Genomic DNA, 15,288 nt, shown 5'->3' on the forward strand with positions numbered 1-15,288 from the left:
TATACTTTCCTAAATTAGTGGTGATTTCAAAAAATCTCCTGAGACATTAGGCAGCCCCAAGCAGGGCTACCGGGATATTCCAGCATCTATACGAGATATATATATTTTAGTATATCTGAAATACACATCTCTCCCCTAAAAATTTGGCCGGTGTACGTCTGGCAATCCGGAAATAGTAAGCGGGCCTCCGGAAATCCTGCATCTAAGAGAGGCAGGTACAGGTATAAAATTACTCACACGAAATTGAATCAGCAGCAAATATATACAATATATTATATAAGCAAAGTATATATGGCCATAAATAAGGCAACTTTACCCCAATAAGGTATACTTTTCAAAATTTTTCCGGGGGAGTTCAGGATAAGGCGGCTCAGGACAAAATGTTCCGCGTTTTTTTGCGTTTCAGAGCTGAGAGTGGTACCTGCCAAACGCCACGGCGAATTAATTTGCTACCTTTGGGGTTTTACAACAGTATTGCCGCCCGGCCTTTGGAAGAAGTGCGAGCAAAGGGGCGGCTTTAGCTACCACAACACACAGCAGCATGGTAATAAAGGAAGCACAGTTTTTGATGAGCAACACCAAGGTGGAGGCCTGCCCGAAGCCGGATAAGCCGGAGTATGCCTTTATCGGGCGCTCTAACGTGGGCAAGTCGTCGCTCATCAACATGCTCACAAACCAGAAGAACCTGGCCAAGACCTCGGGGCAGCCGGGCAAGACCCAGCTCATCAACCACTTTCTGATAAACAACGAGTGGTATTTGGTGGATTTGCCGGGCTATGGCTATGCCAAAGTAAGCAAGCGTTCGCGCGAGGAGTGGCGCCGCATGATAAACTTTTACCTGCAGAAGCGCGAGAACCTGGCCTGCATGTTTGTGCTGATAGACAGCCGCCACGACCCTATGGCCCAGGACCTGGAGTTCATACACCAGCTCGGTAACATGGGCGTGCCTTTTGTGATTGTGTTCACCAAGCTCGATAAGCAGTCGTCTATCAAGACGGACTCAACCATCGCTGCCTGGAAGCGTAAACTGCGGGAAACATGGGAAGAGTTGCCGCAGATGTTCCGCACTTCCTCAGAAAAGCAGATCGGCCGCGACGAGATCCTCAGCTTTATAGAAGAGGTGAACGCGCAGGTGCAGAACCAGCCCTGAGCCAGCGGACAATGGTTAGCATTTAATAGTGTGGCAGCGGGACCCGTGATGTAGAAAATTTTAAATGTTTACCCTTATGAGAACTGGAATTTCGTTTTTGTTTCTTTTATTTGCCATGCTGGCAGTAACGGCGGCAAACGCCCAAAATACTGGCAAAGCCACCGCACAGGCGGCCACAGAGGATAAAGTATGGACTCCTGAGAAAGCCGTACCGGTGGCCGAGTATTACGAGGGTGGCCAGGAGGCTATGTACCAGGCTATTTACAAAGAGCTGCAGTACCCCACACTGGCCAAGCGCAACCGCGTGCAGGGCGACTGCATCATCAGCTTCACCCTGAACCCGGATGGCTCCACCACCAACTTTAAGGTACTGCGCAATGCCGGCGCCGGCACCGGGGAGGAGGCGCTGCGGGTGGCCAAGCTGCTGAAGTTTAAAGCTCCTGGTTACGGTGTAGATGCCAGCATCCCGATAATGTTTAAACTATAACCGACACAAGACATATTACCTATGCCTATTGATTTAAGACAAGTTGCAGCAGTTTCTGGCCAAAGCGGCCTTTACCGTGTAGTAAAACCTACACGCACCGGTGTGATTTTGGAGAGCCTGGAGGATACTCCGAAGACGATGGTAGCGCAGGCGCGCCACCGCATGTCGCTGCTCGACGAGATCTCGATCTACACCACCGACGGAGAAGGCACTGTGCCGCTTGCCGAGGTGTTTGACCGCGTAAACGAGAAGTATGGCGAGGACCTGCCCCTGGGCGACAAGCCATCAAACGAGGACTACAAGGAGTTTATGAGCAACGTGCTGCCAAACTTCGACGAGGAGCGCGTTTACGTATCGGACATGAAGAAACTGGTAAGCTGGTACAGCATCGTGAGAAAGCACGTTGGTTTTACCGAGGCTGCCACGTCTGAAGAATCAAAGGCAGAGAAGAAAACAGCGGCCAAAAAGGAAACTGAGGCCAAAAAAGAAAAGGAGCCTGCCGAGAAAAAAGCTTCCGGCAAGAAGAAATCTGAGAAGGAAGCCTAACACATAGAAAAAGCCCTCCCGCACGGAGGGCTTTTTTGTTTCTGCTGGTTTATACTTTAGCCTTTTATATTTTAGGCAAAGTATACTTTTGCGGGCTGGCTGAAGTATAGCACCTAAGCTGCAATTTATACTTTGGTGAAGGTGCAAACCCACCCCCGCCCCTCCCGAGAGGGGAATTCCTGCAACCGATTGTCATCCCCCTACCCCCTTCTAAGGGGACAATACACCCCTGTTGAGCTTTGCTCGCAAGTTTCGAACTCCCGTTCTCACTTGTCCTCAAGGGGACAGTTTCTGTATTACTAACTTCATGCTTCTCTTTTCAACAGCAAAGGCAGCAGCTATCGAATGCTTCCCAGCCTTTGGGTTGAGCGCCTTGTAGATTTCTGGTGCCCGTTAAGGGCATTGCGACCGAAGGGTAGCAAAAGAAATGTACACCGCGCGATGCCCGAAGGCGAGGCCTCCCGGCCTTGAGGGAGCCAAAGTAGGAGATGCAACAGTAGCTTATGTAAGTCTAGAGGATGAACGGTAGCTAGCAAGGATAGCTTGCATCAAGTTGCGGAAAGCAGTGGCTAGGAAAGTCTAGCCAAAGTATAAATATAGCCAGCGTAAGTATAGCTCTGCGAGCCAGCTGGGTTACAAACCCAACATCATTGTATGCACGAGTTACAAAATCGCGCCAGCAAAAAGGGCATAGGAGGCACAAGCGGAAGATTACGCCAGAGAAAGTATAAAAGTATAAATTGGCAAGTCTAGAAGTATAGCCAAAGTATAAGCCTTAAACATTTGCCGCATTCAGCTATTTATACTTGCAGCATCTATTTCTAAAGTATACGTACCTTTACGCAATGCCATACTCCCCTGCCCTGCTTGCAGGCACCACCAACCACCTGCAGCGTATTTTTGACGTTGATAACCTGCCGGCCACCAACCTGGAGGCGCTGGAGTTTAAGCTCGCGCACATCGTGCAGCAACTTCTGCGCAACGACTTCAGCCGGCTGCTGCACATCCTCTACCGCATAGACGTGGACGAGCAAAAGGTAAAAGAGGCCATGATAGACGCCGACGAGGAAATCATTGCCACCCGCATTGCCCGCCTTATCATCAAGAGAGAAATACAGAAAGCCGAAATCCGACTGCGGTACAGCGGGCACTAAAGCAAGAAAGGCAGGAAGCGTTGCGCCTCCTGCCTTTGTGATGTTGTTAGTCAGATTACTAATTCCAGATGTGTGGGTTGGGTTAACTTACGGCTACTTCAACTTTCAAAAACTCCTCTGCCTTGTCTACCATCTCCGGGGAGCCGATAAACAACGGGCAGCGCTCGTGTAGTTCGGTAGGTACCAGCTCCATAATGCGCTGCGCGCCGTTGGTAGCCTTTCCTCCCGCCTGCTCTGCAATAAAGGCCAGCGCATTGCACTCATACATCAGGCGCAGCTTGCCGTTGGGGGCTTTGGCTGTGGCCGGGTAAATGTAGATGCCTCCCTTGATCAGGTTGCGGTGAAAATCGCCTACCAGCGAGCCAATATAGCGTGCCGAGTACTCGTTCTCCTTGCAATACTGCACATACTGCTTCACGCCCTCCGGGAAAGAGTTGTAAGTACCCTCGTTGATGGAGTAGATCTTGCCTGTTTTAGGTGTGCACATGTTGGGGTGCGACAGGAAAAACTCGCCCAGCGTGGGGTCGTAGGTGAAGCCGTTTACGCCTGCCCCGGTGGTGTACACCAGCATGGTAGACGAGCCGTAGATAACGTAACCGGCTGCCACCTGGCGAGTGCCGCTCTGCAGGCAGTCCTCCATGGTGCCATCGCAGCCTTGGTCGGAGATTCGGCGGTAGATGGAGAAGATCGTGCCGATAGACACGTTCACGTCGATGTTGGAGGAGCCATCCAACGGGTCGATAGCCACAATGTACTTGCCGCGGGTGTTGCCGGTCTGGATAACGTCGTCTTCCTCCTCCGAAATGATGGAGCATACCTCACCGCCATTGCGCAGGGCGCGTATAAAGCGGATGTTCGCGATCACGTCCAGCTTCTGCTGGTCCTCGCCCTGCACATTTTGCTGGCCGTAGGCACCAGTTACATCAAGCAAACCTGCGCGATTTATCTCGCGGTTTACGATCTTTGCAGCCAGGGCAATGTCGCGAAGCAACTGAGACAGCTCCCCCGTCGCAAAGGGGAAGTCCTCCTGCTTCCTCATAATAAACCTGTCGAGCGTCGTTCCGACAGGCAGTCCTAATTTTTCATTCATGTTGATAGGTTTTACTGATAGCAAGTAATTTACAAAAATATCATTTTTAGACTATATTCCGAGAGCCCTGCGTCTACGATATATGAATACAGAAAGGATTAGAGTATACAAGTTTGGCGGCGCTTCCGTTAAAGATGCCGCTGCGTTCCGCAACCTGTCCCGCATCATCCAACACCAGGACGACGGGAGCCGGCTGCTGGTGGTTGTCTCTGCCATGGGCAAAACCACCAACGCTCTGGAGGCGCTTCTCGGACTGGCCTTCCGCCAGCAGGATTTTAGCGCAGAGCTGGAGCAGCTCAAAGCATACCATGTGCAGGTACTGCAGGAGCTCTTTTCGAAGCAGGACCACCCGGCACACGAACGGCTGGAGCACCTGTTCGACCTGCTCCGCACCAGGCTCAGCGAAATCTCCCCGACCGACAATTTTGATTGGGTATACGATCAAACAGTAAGTTTTGGCGAACTTTTTTCCGCCACCATTCTGCATTATTTCCTGGCCGAACAGGATGTTTACAACTCACTGATTGACAGCAGAAAGTATATCCAAACGGATAACAACTGGCGCGAAGGGAAAGTGGATTGGGCCTGGACAGAGCGCCTGGTTCGCCGCGATGTGCCGCAACTGCTGCAGCAAGGGCTGGTGGTAACGCAGGGCTTTTTGGGCGGTACCAACAACGGCCACACTACCACGCTGGGCCGCGAGGGCTCCGACTTCAGTGCCGCCATCTTTGCCTTCTGCCTCGATGCCTCGGAAATGGTGATCTGGAAAGACGTGGCCGGCCTGCTCAACGCTGACCCCAAGCACTTCCCCGACACGGTGCGCTACCCGGAAATCTCCTACCAGGAAACGGTGGAGATGGCTTACTACGGTGCCTCGGTTATCCACCCCAAAACCATCAAGCCGCTCGCCAATAAAAAGATACCGCTCTACGTGAAGTCGTTTCTGGACCCCGAGGGCGAGGGCACCAAGATCTGCGACTGCCGTTTTGAGGTGCAGGCCCCGGCTTATATCATTAAGGAAAACCAGTGCCTGGTGTCGTTTGGGGTGAAGGACTTTACCTTTATCTCGGAGAAGAACCTGGGTACGATTTTCAACGCGCTCTCGGAGCTGCGCATCAAGATCAACCTGATGCAGAACTCAGCCATCTCCTTCTCCATCTGCACCGACTACAACCCCGAGCGCCTGGAGCGGCTGATGCAGACCCTGCAGGACCAGTTCGTGATCCACTACAACACCCAGTTGCAGCTCTACACGGTTAAAAACTACAACGCGGAAAGTATAAAACGCATACAGGAGGGCAAGGAGGTACTGCTGGAGCAGCGCACGCGTACTACTTTCCAGATCGTGTGCCGCTAGTTTATACTTACTTGTTTCTATACTTGCCGCAAAAAGCTAACTTCATACGTCATAACCGAAACCTATCACTACTATGGAATTTATACTTGTAACCACGCAGGCGCAGCCGCACGTGGCGCTTATCCAACTGAACCGCCCCAAAGAACTGAACGCGCTGAACCTGCAGCTGATGGGTGAGCTGCGCGATGCCCTCAAAGCGCTGGACGAGGACGATGCGGTACGCGTGATCATCATCACGGGCAATGAGCGCGCCTTTGCCGCCGGAGCCGACATCAAGCAAATGGCCGGCAAAACTGCTATCGACATGCTCAACATCGATCAGTTCTCCACCTGGGATCAGATCCGCAAGACAAAGAAGCCAATCATTGCGGCTGTGTCGGGTTTTGCCCTGGGCGGCGGCTGTGAGCTGGCTATGACCTGCGACATGATTGTAGCCTCGGAGACGGCACAATTTGGCCAGCCGGAGATAAAGATCGGGGTGATGCCCGGTGCCGGCGGCACGCAGCGCCTGACCAAAGCCATCGGCAAGGCAAAAGCCATGGAAATGGTACTGACCGGCAGGTTTATGAGCGCTGCAGAAGCCGAGAAGCACGGCCTGATTAACCGCGTGGTACCAGTGGAGCTATACCTGGAGGAGGCTTTTAAACTGGCCTCAGAAATTGCCCAGATGTCGCCGGTGGCGGCCAAACTGGCCAAGGAAGCCGTGAACCGCTCTTTCGAAACCAACTTGGACGAGGGCTTATATTTTGAGCGCAAGAACTTCTATCTCTGCTTCGCCTCCGAAGACCAGACCGAAGGCATGAACGCCTTTGTGGAGAAACGCAAGCCGGAGTTTAAGGGCCGGTAGGCCTTTAGAGTTAGAGAGTTAGAGAGTTAGAGAGTTTAGGAGTTGGGGAGTTTAGGAGTTAGAAGGTTAAAAAGTTAGAAAGTTATCCAACCACCCCTAACCCCTCAGAGCTGCGCTCGCTACCTTCGAACTCGCGTTCTCGGTAGTCAAAGGAGGGGAATCTTTATCCTACTACTCTTGCTGTAATCATGGTAGCAGAGGCTTTTCGTTATGTCCTTCAAGAGTGTGGTAGAAGGAAAGCCAATCAACAGCTACAAGGCTTATACTTTGGGAGTAACAGTTACAGGCTCCCCGCCTTGGCTAAGGAGGGGCTGGGGGTGGTTGGACCCGGTACTGCAAGGGTTATACTTTATACTTTGATAACCTTCATACCGCAAGTTTAGCGGCAGCGCAACTTGTGGTTGCTTTAGCAGCAGTTTGAAACTGCTTTGCTTTGGAAAAGCAAGGACGCGAAGGTGCTGGCTATACTTTATACTTTAGCCATGGTTAGCCAAAGTATAACTTACCTACTAATCTATACTTTTCTGCTTTCGCAGAAAGCAAGTTGCAAACTTGCCCCATGCACAGCCACAAGTTACTCTACCGCTAAACTTGCGGCAGAAAGTATAAAGTATAAAATGTGAGCGGCTGGCTCTTACAAAGTGCCAGCCGCTCACATTTTATACTATTTAGAGTCATTCTCTAACTCCCAAACTTTCTAACTTCTGTAACTCTCTAACTCTCAAACTCCTAAACTTTATTAACTCTTAACTTTTAACTCTTAACTATAAGCTCTATCTTTGCAGGAACTTTTCCTAAGTAAGAAACATTCTTATCTAGTATGCAGCACAACCTGACCCGAGACGAATTGCGACAACGCCTGCTGGAAGGTGGTTTGAAAGCCACGCACCAGCGCATTGTGGTGTTCGAGGCGGTGATGGAGCTGCATGGGCACCACCCCACCCCCGAGGAAGTATACCAGCACCTGCGTCCCGCCAACCCAACCCTCTCGCTGGGCACGGTTTATAAAACCCTGGATACCTTCGTAGAGACAGGCCTTATCAAACGGGCACTCTCGGAGAAAGGCGGCAAGCGCTACGATGCCAACACGCACGTGCACAACCACATCTTCTGCAGCAAAACCAAGGAAATCGTGGATTTTGAGGATGAGGAGCTGGAGCAGCTGCTCACCGAGTTCTTCAGCAAACGAAAATTGGAAAACTTTGAGATTAAAGGTTTTTCGGTGCAGCTGACGGGGAATAAAGTGGAGCCCGATAAACAAATCCGCATTACAAGAGTTTCAAAATAGATTATTCAAAACCCTAAAAACTAAATTACACATGGCAGTATTAGTTGGTAAAAAAGCACCTTCTTTTAAAGCAACAGCCGTTGAAAACGGAGAATTTGTAGAGAACTTCTCTCTGGAGCAGTACATTGGCAAGAAGCACGTAATTTTCTACTTCTACCCAATGGACTTCACGTTTGTGTGCCCAACCGAGATCATCGCCTTCCAGGACAGAATGGAAGAGTTTGAGCGCAAGAACGTAGCGGTAGTAGGCTGCTCTACTGACACGCACTTCTCTCACTTCGCATGGCTGAACACACCACGCAACCAGGGTGGTATCGAGGGTGTAAACTACCCACTTGTAGCAGATGCTTCTAAAACTATCGCGCAGAACTACGACGTGCTGGCTGGTCACTACGACTACAACGAAGAAGGCGAAGCAGTATTTGTAGGTGAGCCGGTTGCTTACCGCGGTCTGTTCCTGATCGACAAAGAAGGCGTGGTTCGTCACCAGGTTGTAAACGACCTGCCGCTTGGCCGTTCTATCGACGAGGCCCTGCGCATGGTAGACGCCCTGCAGTATTTCGAGGAGAAAGGCGAAGTTTGCCCAGCTAACTGGTCTGAAGGCAAAGAGGCGATGCAGGCTACCAAAGAAGGTGTTTCTAGCTACCTTGCAAAGCACTAAGCTTTAAGTAACTTATTGATAGAAAAGCCCCGGCAATGCCGGGGCTTTTTGTTTTTATACTTTAATCTGTCAGCTTACTGCTTCAGCCACAGGGCACCGTTTTTGGAGGCATACTTCCCGATTTTGCCTTGGGTGTGCAGCTCCTGCAGGTATACTTCCGCCTCAATGGTTCTCATTCCGGCAATTACTGCAAACTCCTTGGTGGTAAGCGTGCTATACTTGGCAAAAATTGAAGTATAAGCCGTGTCATGCGCCTGCTTTTTTGCCTCCGGGTGCAGCTGCAGCAGCGCCTGCTCGTACTGCTCGTAAGGGCGGGAGCCATATACCAGCACACGGTTATCATTCTGGTCTAATACAAAGATAGTTGGGAAGCCGCGTACGCCCAGCTGACGCGCCAGCGCCAGGTCTTCCTGGAACAGCGTTACCGCTTTGCCCTCAAAGTCAGACTTCAGCTGCGCTACATCCAGGCCAGTTTGCTCGGCGGCCAGCGCCAGGTTCTCCCAGCGGGCAATGTTTTTCTTCTCCAGGAAGATCATCTCCTTTATTCTTCTCAGGAACTTCACGGCTTTGTCCTCGCCCTGCAGCTGGGCTGCTTTAAAGGCAATGGAAGGCGGGTAAGACGAGGGCAGCGGGTCTTCCAGCCACAGGTCGCCGTCTATCGGCATCTCATAGTAGGCGCCGGCTTCCTCCCAGTGTTGGGCCACGCTGGCAGGTCCGTTTACGTCGCGGCCGCCGTAGGCTTCCCAGCTTGGCAGCAGCCCGCCCATGCGGTACTCCACCTCAAAGTATGGCCCGTACTCCAGCGCCAGTTTCTTCAGTTGCGGGTCGATGCCCCAGCACGAGGAGCAAATGGGGTCTGTGAAGTATAGCAGCTTGATTGGCTTTTGGGCTGCGGCGATGTTGGTCTCTTCTGTTGTTGCCTGTCCTACCGGAATTTCGCAAACGCCGGTCTCCATATCGCAGTGCATCATTGTTGGTTTTGTCTCCATGGTCTTCTTATCTTGGTTAAACTTTATACAAGGCGGCCTGTTAGCTAGGTAACCAATCGGCCGTGCTGAATTTCTTTTACAAAGATCGGCCTATACTTTAGGAGAGTCAATTAGTCAAAAAAACATGACCACCAACAATTTTTCGCAGGACGAGGCGAGCTGCCCCGCCGAGGGCATTCTGAAGCAGTTATCGGGGAAGTGGAAGCCGCAGATTTTCCGGCTGGCCCTGGACGGACCGGTGCGGTTTAACGCCTTGCTGCGCCAGTTGCCAGGCTCCAACAAGCAATCGGTGGCCACGGCGCTGAAAGAGATGGAGGAAGCCGATATCCTGGTGAAGACTGTGGTGCAGGAGAAGCCGCTGCACATAGAGTATACTTTGTCGGAGAGAGGGCGGGCGATGGTGACGGTGTTCCGAAGTATGGAAGGGTTCCTGAGCTAAGGCTTAGGCCAGCTTCACCAGCCACATCCCGGCAAAGGTTGCCAGCAGGCCCAGCACCACGCTGGCCAGGATGTAAAGGATAGCCTGCCCGTACTGCTCTGCCTGCAGCAGGTAAACCGACTCCATCGAGAAAGCCGAGAAGGTGGTAAAACCGCCCAGGATACCGGTAACCAGGAAAGGGCGCCACTCCGGTGCCAGCGTTCCCCTGGACAAGACAGCCACAACGAGCCCGATAAGAAAGCAGCCCAGTATATTTACCCCCAGCGTACCAAATGGAAACGCAGCGCCTGACCGTGTCTGGATAAACAACGAGAGCAGGTAACGCGCCACGCCACCCATAAAACTGCCTATCCCTACTGCTAAAAGTATCTTCATCAAAATTTATACCTGCTCTAAGGCAGTAAATGATCCCGTGAAAGTATAAACCCACCCCTAACCTCTTCAGGGGTTAGGGGTGGGTAAACTGCAAAAGAGTTGCTTAGTGCTTCTGCTCGTAATCGTAGTTTACCATCCACTGGATACCGAACTTATCGGTGAACATGCCGAACAGCGCGCCCCAGAAAGTTTTGTTCAGCGGCATCGTCACTTTACCACCTTCCGATAAGCCTTCGAACAGACGCTTAGCTTCATCTTCGTTCTCGGCATTGATGGAGATGGAGAAATTGTTGCCCATTACGGTGGCCTGCCCGAACGCCTCGGATGAGTCGCTGCCCATCAAGGTGGTCTCCTTGCTAATCGGCAGGGAAATATGCATAATCTTGTTTCCTTCTGATTCCGGAATCGGGTTCTCGGAAGGCATGTCTTTAAAACGGCCCACGTACGGGAAATCACCCCCGAATACGGATTTGTAAAAGTTGAACGCTTCTTCGCAGTTGCCTGCAAAGGTGAGGTAAGGGCTGATAGATGCCATGGTATAGGTTAGTTAAGTTGTGATGTAGAAAAACGAAGAGCTGCTGTATACTTTAGTGGCAAGTAAACCTGTACTGCCAGCACATGAAAAGCATATAGCTCTTGTCAAATATAAGAGAATTATCGCATTCGCCGCAGGCACAGCACTTTGCTTTTAAAGGCATGCAAGTATAAAAGGAGGTAAAAGGCTAGGGATAACCCGGGAAGGTGCCAGCCTATACTTTCTGCAACAAGATAGTCAGGATGCGTGGGATGCCGGTGCGGTCGTTGTTGTCGAAGTATTCGTTTACATCCACTAGCTTCAGGCCGTGTCGCCGGGCAGCCTGCACAAAGTCGGACACATGGTGGGTGTAGCACTCCACCTCCTGCCTCCCCTCCTCTGTATCGAAGCGGGCTTTGGTGCCGCTGTATTGTTTGAAAGGGTGCAGCTCGCCGATATACACGTACCCACCGTGGTTCAGTGCGAGAGCCGCTTGCTTAAAGGTATGCTCCAGGTCCGTGATGTGTTCCAGCACCAGGCTGAAGCTCACCAAATCGTATGGCTGCGCAACAAAGCTCCAGTTTTGGGTGATGTCGGCAAGTATAAAATCGGCTTTGTTGGAGCTCACCTTCTTTCTGGCCCGCTCCAGCATCTGCTCCGACAAATCCACCGCGGTAACCTGCAGCGCCCTTCGTACCAGCCACTCGGTGTTCTTACCTGTGCCGCAGCCAATTTCCAGGCATCTATCAAAAGTTATACTTCCCAGCGTAGCGCGCAGGGCCACGGCCTCCAGGTCGCGGGTGCGGTTCTTGTTTGTGTCGTATTGCGGGGCCCAACGGTTGTAGGCTTGTTCTATGCTCATAGTTCTTTCAACATCCAGATGGTGCAGGCGTAGTGGCCGGAGTTGCCCAGTGCGTGCGGCAAAGGCATGAAACCTGCTTTCTCATACATTGATACGGCCTTGGCCAGCTCGGGAAACGACTCCAGGTAGAGCTGCGTGTAGCCAAGCTCTTTGGCCGCTTTTATACTTTGCTGCATTAGTGCGTTGCCTATGCCCTTGCCCCTGGCCTCGGCAGCGAGGTAAAATTTTACCAGCTCCGCGCAGCCTTCTGGCAGGCCATCGGTGGGGTATAAGCCGCAGCCGCCCACCAGCACGCCGCCTTCTTCAGCAACAAAGTAGGCGCTGGCAGGGTTTTGGAAAAGCTCATACAGCGCATCGGTGATCGGGTCGGTATACACCGTGCCGGGCTTATCAATTTTAAACTCCCTGAAAACCTGCCGGATTAACGTGGCCAGTGGCGCGTTGTCCGTGGGCTGGATGGGGCGGATGGTGAGAGGCATAGGTTTTTATACTTTTAGCCGTAAGCTACTCAAAATTGCTTTTGTTTACCTCTCCGCCGAACCCGTTTTTATACTTCCGCTGTTGATGCCCTGGTAAACTAGCCCCGCAGCAAAGGCAGACTGCAACACCTGAACGAGCCGCCCGTAGCCGGCGCTGCATCAAAGGTTATCTCCGTCACCTCTATGCCTGCCTTCCTGATTTCCTCGTTGATGGGTTTGCACAGCGGATGGTCGCGGCTGACGATCCGGTCCTGCGACAGCGACAGGATGTTGGTGGCCAGCTCCCGCTGCTGCTCTTTATTTACCCTGATCAGGTCGTAGCTGTCCAGTATCTCACGTGGAACCTGCTTAAAGCCTTCTTCATAAATCAGGGCCGCCTTGCCTCCTACGGGGTTGAACATGCAGTCCAGGTGCAGCACGTTTTCGCCTTCTTCCAAGGTTCGCGCCTCTACCGACACCACGTTAAAGGCATCGCCAAACTGCTCCTCCAGAAAAGCCACCCCCTCGTGGTTGGTGCGCTGCGACACGGCCACAAAGATGTTCCCTTTGTCTACCAGTATGTCACCGCCCTCTATAAAACAGGTGGGTGAGTCGGGGATGATGATGTTGGCTTCGTGGCTGGGGATGTCGTGCAGGAAGCGGAAAATACCAGCGCTCTCGTAGCGGCGGCTCCGTTTTACCATGTTGCAGAGCAGGAACTTCTCTCCTATCACCACACCCAGGTCGCGCGGCGTGAGCTGGTCGTAGACAAACTTGCCCACGTAATCCGGCACCAGCACCTCCACGCCCGCCTCCGTCAGCACCTGCCTGAAAGTATCGAACTCCTCCTTCAGCTGCCCCCTCTCCGGCAGCCCCTGCTTCTGGTCTTCGTTCACCAACTCCACATAGGCCGGGGCTTCACTGTAGTTCTCGTACCTCCCGATAATTACTTTCTGCAGCGTATCGGTTTCGCTGTATTGCCTGATGGTCTTACTCAATTCTATACTATCTAATGATGCTTTCTGCGCTGCAAAAATAAGACTTGGAATTGAATTTGTTATACTTTATACTTTGGGAGGATGGGTGATTGAGAGGCTTTCCTGAATTACAGCCAAAGCAATTAGCGTTTGCCGGATGCGAGTATATATTTAGATTAGCTCAGGCTCTAGGGCTGTCTCTACCACTTTGCCTCTACTTTTGGTTATCTTATAAGCTTTATCTGCTTTATTTTGCGCGACGACTCTTTTCAATTGGGTGCCTTCAAAGTACAGACCGGCTGTTTCATCACAGGCATACCCCGGAAGCAACTTACCTTCTTCAATCATTTTCAAGTATAAAGGACGCCTTTCTGCCTCCGTGTGGTAATGGGGGCAGTTGCTTCCTTTCAGAAATCCCAATCCTTTCACAGCAGTATAATTTACCGGCCTGGAATCGGAAAGCCCCTCTTCAAACCAACAAATCGCTCCAGCGCTTGGTCCTGATAAAACGACTCCCTTCTCCCAGGCTTTCCTGAGGATAACGTCAATGCCGTGGGCTTTCCATAAGGCTACAGCATTCAGTGTATTGCCGCCTGTAACCAGAATAGCATCCATTTGCAGCAATGTTTCTTCAAAAGGTGTTTTCTGTTCTGCACTTGAAATAAATACCTTCTGCACGAAAGGCTGTAGCGGAAGTTCTTTCGCTATTTCAAACCATTTGTTGATGTATGCGTCACTATCTCCCATGGGAGTAGGCAGGAAACATATTTTAGGATTTTCTTTTCCTGTGAGGGAAATAAGGTAGTTGATGGTTTTAAGGTCATACCCTCCACCGGTTAGAAATATCTTTCTTATCTCCTGTTTCTGCGCAAACAACTCCGCATTTGCAGCCATGGAGATGCCAGCAGTCGCAACGGCCGTATTTCTTAAGAAGTCTCTTCTTTTCATGTTTTGGGGCTTCCAACGTCACTCGTGCAGCAGAAGCCCGAAGCGAAGCAAGGGTTAGAGCTGCACTTTGTTGTGGGGTTATATTCTTAATTTTTAGATTCAACTGCAGTCAGTACTTCCTTAACTTGCTTTATGGTAGAAGGTAAATATGACTGGTCTGTTTCTATTGTAAAGTCAACTGATGCAGTATAGTCGCTATTTCTTACATATCCTTTGATTTCAATCTGTCCTGTGGCGTTAGGTGTGAAGCGTAACTCTACATTATCTTCTATACTTACGAACATGAAGCTATACTTTAATGTATCATACAGCTTGCTTAGGTCTTTTTGAAACTGCGATAGTTCTCCAATCATAACATAAGCACCTATACTAGTAGTTATTCCACTAATATGTAGCTGAAGTGTGACCTTATAGAAATCGTCGTCACTAGCCCTTGTTTCACCAACTTCAGGGCAACTGATGACTAAGAATTCCGCACTATTACCTATTCTGATTTCCATAATCTTATTACCCCACAACGGTCTCGTACATGAGGTGGGCAAGGCGTAGCTGAAGCTTGGCTCATGTGCTGTGTTGGTGGAAGTTATTTTTCGTTTTTGTTCTCAATCTACACTAAAAGCGTAGTCTAACTTTACTGTTTTGAAGGTTCAAGCTCAATCCATTTGCCGTTTTCAAACCTTTCATATTTACCCCAGTCAGGTGTACCTGTATCCCTCCCTTTTACTCTAACAGGATTTATCCAGTCATGCTGACAGTGTTCCATTGGGTCTGGAATCTCAACCCAATCTTCAAATCCTACACCAGATACATCCTCACCTTCTTCTTTAGCATCCTCTATACTTTCATGCAACGCATCCCATTTAGAGTGAGAATCGTCAAGTGTAGTGTAACCAAATAAATATACGCCGTCAGCTGTTTCGTAAATCATTAGCCTTTTAGTCTCAGATTCTGCTCGATTTACTTTTGCGATTAATCTCATAATTCAAATTATCACCAACGTGCTGGTATAGCAGATGGCGAGGCGTAAGCCGAAGCATGCCTGCTATGCTTGGTTGCACTAAACCTTTGGTAAAGGGTTTTAAAAAGCAGCGGATAAGAGCTACCTTTTAATTCACACTTAACTCTTACATAAGATGAAAAAAAAGA

At 50.7% G+C, this 15,288-nt stretch carries 19 protein-coding genes; 9 read left to right on the forward strand and 10 right to left on the reverse strand.

The window, feature by feature from the left end; all coding sequences use genetic code 11:
- Positions 1-541: 541 nt before the first annotated feature.
- The 4 genes from yihA to BM040_RS19590 all read left to right on the forward strand — a co-directional run bounded on the left by yihA (position 542) and on the right by BM040_RS19590 (position 3,337).
- Positions 542-1,150 carry a ribosome biogenesis GTP-binding protein YihA/YsxC gene (gene yihA / locus BM040_RS19575; protein WP_092105126.1) on the forward strand — a complete coding sequence of 203 codons (609 nt, stop codon included), beginning with the start codon at positions 542-544 and terminating at the stop codon, positions 1,148-1,150.
- A 76-nt stretch (positions 1,151-1,226) separates the two neighbouring features.
- Positions 1,227-1,637 carry an energy transducer TonB gene (locus BM040_RS19580; protein ID WP_092105176.1) on the forward strand — a complete coding sequence of 137 codons (411 nt, stop codon included), beginning with the start codon at positions 1,227-1,229 and terminating at the stop codon, positions 1,635-1,637.
- A 21-nt stretch (positions 1,638-1,658) separates the two neighbouring features.
- A complete protein-coding gene (locus BM040_RS19585) occupies positions 1,659-2,183 on the forward strand; it encodes a DUF5606 family protein (RefSeq protein ID WP_092105128.1) in 525 nt (174 codons plus the stop codon).
- Between the two features lie 845 nt (positions 2,184-3,028).
- Positions 3,029-3,337 (forward strand): hypothetical protein, encoded by a 309-nt coding sequence (locus BM040_RS19590; RefSeq protein WP_092105130.1) that lies wholly within the window; start codon positions 3,029-3,031, stop codon positions 3,335-3,337.
- Positions 3,338-3,419: 82 nt separating this feature from the next.
- Here BM040_RS19590 and fbp read toward each other — a convergent pair whose 3' ends face one another.
- Complete coding sequence (gene fbp, locus BM040_RS19595) at positions 3,420-4,427, reverse strand: class 1 fructose-bisphosphatase (RefSeq protein ID WP_092105132.1); 1,008 nt, start codon at positions 4,425-4,427, stop codon at positions 3,420-3,422.
- 82 nt (positions 4,428-4,509) lie between these two features.
- Here fbp and BM040_RS19600 point away from each other — a divergent pair, with 82 nt between their 5' ends.
- The 4 genes from BM040_RS19600 (at position 4,510) to BM040_RS19620 (ending at position 8,580) form a co-directional block, all read left to right on the forward strand.
- Positions 4,510-5,784 carry an aspartate kinase gene (locus BM040_RS19600; protein WP_092105134.1) on the forward strand — a complete coding sequence of 425 codons (1,275 nt, stop codon included), beginning with the start codon at positions 4,510-4,512 and terminating at the stop codon, positions 5,782-5,784.
- 73 nt (positions 5,785-5,857) lie between these two features.
- The gene (locus BM040_RS19605) at positions 5,858-6,631 is read left to right on the forward strand and encodes an enoyl-CoA hydratase-related protein (protein ID WP_092105136.1); all 774 of its coding nucleotides are present in this window, start codon (positions 5,858-5,860) and stop codon (positions 6,629-6,631) included.
- Between the two features lie 820 nt (positions 6,632-7,451).
- The gene (locus tag BM040_RS19615) at positions 7,452-7,919 is read left to right on the forward strand and encodes a Fur family transcriptional regulator (protein WP_092105140.1); all 468 of its coding nucleotides are present in this window, start codon (positions 7,452-7,454) and stop codon (positions 7,917-7,919) included.
- Between the two features lie 31 nt (positions 7,920-7,950).
- Positions 7,951-8,580 carry a peroxiredoxin gene (locus BM040_RS19620; protein ID WP_092105142.1) on the forward strand — a complete coding sequence of 210 codons (630 nt, stop codon included), beginning with the start codon at positions 7,951-7,953 and terminating at the stop codon, positions 8,578-8,580.
- Between the two features lie 74 nt (positions 8,581-8,654).
- Here BM040_RS19620 and BM040_RS19625 read toward each other — a convergent pair whose 3' ends face one another.
- A complete protein-coding gene (locus tag BM040_RS19625; RefSeq protein ID WP_092105145.1) occupies positions 8,655-9,569 on the reverse strand; it encodes a ClpXP adapter SpxH family protein in 915 nt (304 codons plus the stop codon).
- A 124-nt stretch (positions 9,570-9,693) separates the two neighbouring features.
- Between BM040_RS19625 and BM040_RS19630 the strand changes: the two genes are divergently transcribed.
- Entirely contained in the window at positions 9,694-10,008 is a 315-nt protein-coding gene (locus BM040_RS19630) for a winged helix-turn-helix transcriptional regulator (protein ID WP_092105147.1), read from the forward strand.
- A gap of 3 nt (positions 10,009-10,011) precedes the next feature.
- Here the strand turns inward: BM040_RS19630 and crcB are convergent, their stop codons facing one another.
- The 8 genes from crcB to BM040_RS19670 form a co-directional block, all read right to left on the reverse strand.
- A complete protein-coding gene (gene crcB / locus BM040_RS19635) occupies positions 10,012-10,383 on the reverse strand; it encodes a fluoride efflux transporter CrcB (RefSeq protein WP_217646798.1) in 372 nt (123 codons plus the stop codon).
- Positions 10,384-10,486: 103 nt separating this feature from the next.
- Entirely contained in the window at positions 10,487-10,918 is a 432-nt protein-coding gene (locus BM040_RS19640) for a VOC family protein (protein ID WP_092105151.1), read from the reverse strand.
- A gap of 214 nt (positions 10,919-11,132) precedes the next feature.
- Complete coding sequence (locus tag BM040_RS19645; RefSeq protein ID WP_092105153.1) at positions 11,133-11,759, reverse strand: class I SAM-dependent methyltransferase; 627 nt, start codon at positions 11,757-11,759, stop codon at positions 11,133-11,135.
- Complete coding sequence (locus BM040_RS19650; protein ID WP_092105155.1) at positions 11,756-12,238, reverse strand: GNAT family N-acetyltransferase; 483 nt, start codon at positions 12,236-12,238, stop codon at positions 11,756-11,758. Before BM040_RS19650 ends, BM040_RS19645 begins: the two co-directional genes overlap by 4 nt.
- Positions 12,239-12,336: 98 nt before the next feature.
- Positions 12,337-13,215, reverse strand: a complete 879-nt coding sequence (locus BM040_RS19655; RefSeq protein WP_175491131.1) for a dimethylarginine dimethylaminohydrolase family protein — start codon at positions 13,213-13,215, stop codon at positions 12,337-12,339.
- Positions 13,216-13,365: 150 nt separating this feature from the next.
- Positions 13,366-14,142 (reverse strand): Type 1 glutamine amidotransferase-like domain-containing protein, encoded by a 777-nt coding sequence (locus BM040_RS19660; protein WP_092105160.1) that lies wholly within the window; start codon positions 14,140-14,142, stop codon positions 13,366-13,368.
- An 86-nt stretch (positions 14,143-14,228) separates the two neighbouring features.
- Entirely contained in the window at positions 14,229-14,642 is a 414-nt protein-coding gene (locus BM040_RS19665) for a WapI family immunity protein (protein ID WP_139217857.1), read from the reverse strand.
- Between the two features lie 131 nt (positions 14,643-14,773).
- Positions 14,774-15,121 (reverse strand): hypothetical protein, encoded by a 348-nt coding sequence (locus BM040_RS19670; protein ID WP_092105164.1) that lies wholly within the window; start codon positions 15,119-15,121, stop codon positions 14,774-14,776.
- Positions 15,122-15,288 lie beyond the last annotated feature (167 nt).

This window comes from Pontibacter chinhatensis (assembly GCF_900113285.1).
Classification (GTDB): Bacteria; Bacteroidota; Bacteroidia; order Cytophagales; family Hymenobacteraceae; genus Pontibacter; species Pontibacter chinhatensis.

What these genes read in the sequence shown, in the direction of transcription:
- yihA (WP_092105126.1), top strand. Translation starts at nt 542, where the DNA reads ATGGTAATAAAGGAAGCACAGTTTTTGATGAGCAACACCAAGGTGGAG.
- BM040_RS19580 (WP_092105176.1), top strand. Translation starts at nt 1,227, where the DNA reads ATGAGAACTGGAATTTCGTTTTTGTTTCTTTTATTTGCCATGCTGGCA.
- BM040_RS19585 (WP_092105128.1), top strand. Translation starts at nt 1,659, where the DNA reads ATGCCTATTGATTTAAGACAAGTTGCAGCAGTTTCTGGCCAAAGCGGC.
- BM040_RS19590 (WP_092105130.1), top strand. Translation starts at nt 3,029, where the DNA reads ATGCCATACTCCCCTGCCCTGCTTGCAGGCACCACCAACCACCTGCAG.
- fbp (WP_092105132.1), bottom strand. Translation starts at nt 4,427, where the DNA reads ATGAATGAAAAATTAGGACTGCCTGTCGGAACGACGCTCGACAGGTTT.
- BM040_RS19600 (WP_092105134.1), top strand. Translation starts at nt 4,510, where the DNA reads ATGAATACAGAAAGGATTAGAGTATACAAGTTTGGCGGCGCTTCCGTT.
- BM040_RS19605 (WP_092105136.1), top strand. Translation starts at nt 5,858, where the DNA reads ATGGAATTTATACTTGTAACCACGCAGGCGCAGCCGCACGTGGCGCTT.
- BM040_RS19615 (WP_092105140.1), top strand. Translation starts at nt 7,452, where the DNA reads ATGCAGCACAACCTGACCCGAGACGAATTGCGACAACGCCTGCTGGAA.
- BM040_RS19620 (WP_092105142.1), top strand. Translation starts at nt 7,951, where the DNA reads ATGGCAGTATTAGTTGGTAAAAAAGCACCTTCTTTTAAAGCAACAGCC.
- BM040_RS19625 (WP_092105145.1), bottom strand. Translation starts at nt 9,569, where the DNA reads ATGGAGACAAAACCAACAATGATGCACTGCGATATGGAGACCGGCGTT.
- BM040_RS19630 (WP_092105147.1), top strand. Translation starts at nt 9,694, where the DNA reads ATGACCACCAACAATTTTTCGCAGGACGAGGCGAGCTGCCCCGCCGAG.
- crcB (WP_217646798.1), bottom strand. Translation starts at nt 10,383, where the DNA reads ATGAAGATACTTTTAGCAGTAGGGATAGGCAGTTTTATGGGTGGCGTG.
- BM040_RS19640 (WP_092105151.1), bottom strand. Translation starts at nt 10,918, where the DNA reads ATGGCATCTATCAGCCCTTACCTCACCTTTGCAGGCAACTGCGAAGAA.
- BM040_RS19645 (WP_092105153.1), bottom strand. Translation starts at nt 11,759, where the DNA reads ATGAGCATAGAACAAGCCTACAACCGTTGGGCCCCGCAATACGACACA.
- BM040_RS19650 (WP_092105155.1), bottom strand. Translation starts at nt 12,238, where the DNA reads ATGCCTCTCACCATCCGCCCCATCCAGCCCACGGACAACGCGCCACTG.
- BM040_RS19660 (WP_092105160.1), bottom strand. Translation starts at nt 14,142, where the DNA reads ATGAAAAGAAGAGACTTCTTAAGAAATACGGCCGTTGCGACTGCTGGC.
- BM040_RS19665 (WP_139217857.1), bottom strand. Translation starts at nt 14,642, where the DNA reads ATGGAAATCAGAATAGGTAATAGTGCGGAATTCTTAGTCATCAGTTGC.
- BM040_RS19670 (WP_092105164.1), bottom strand. Translation starts at nt 15,121, where the DNA reads ATGAGATTAATCGCAAAAGTAAATCGAGCAGAATCTGAGACTAAAAGG.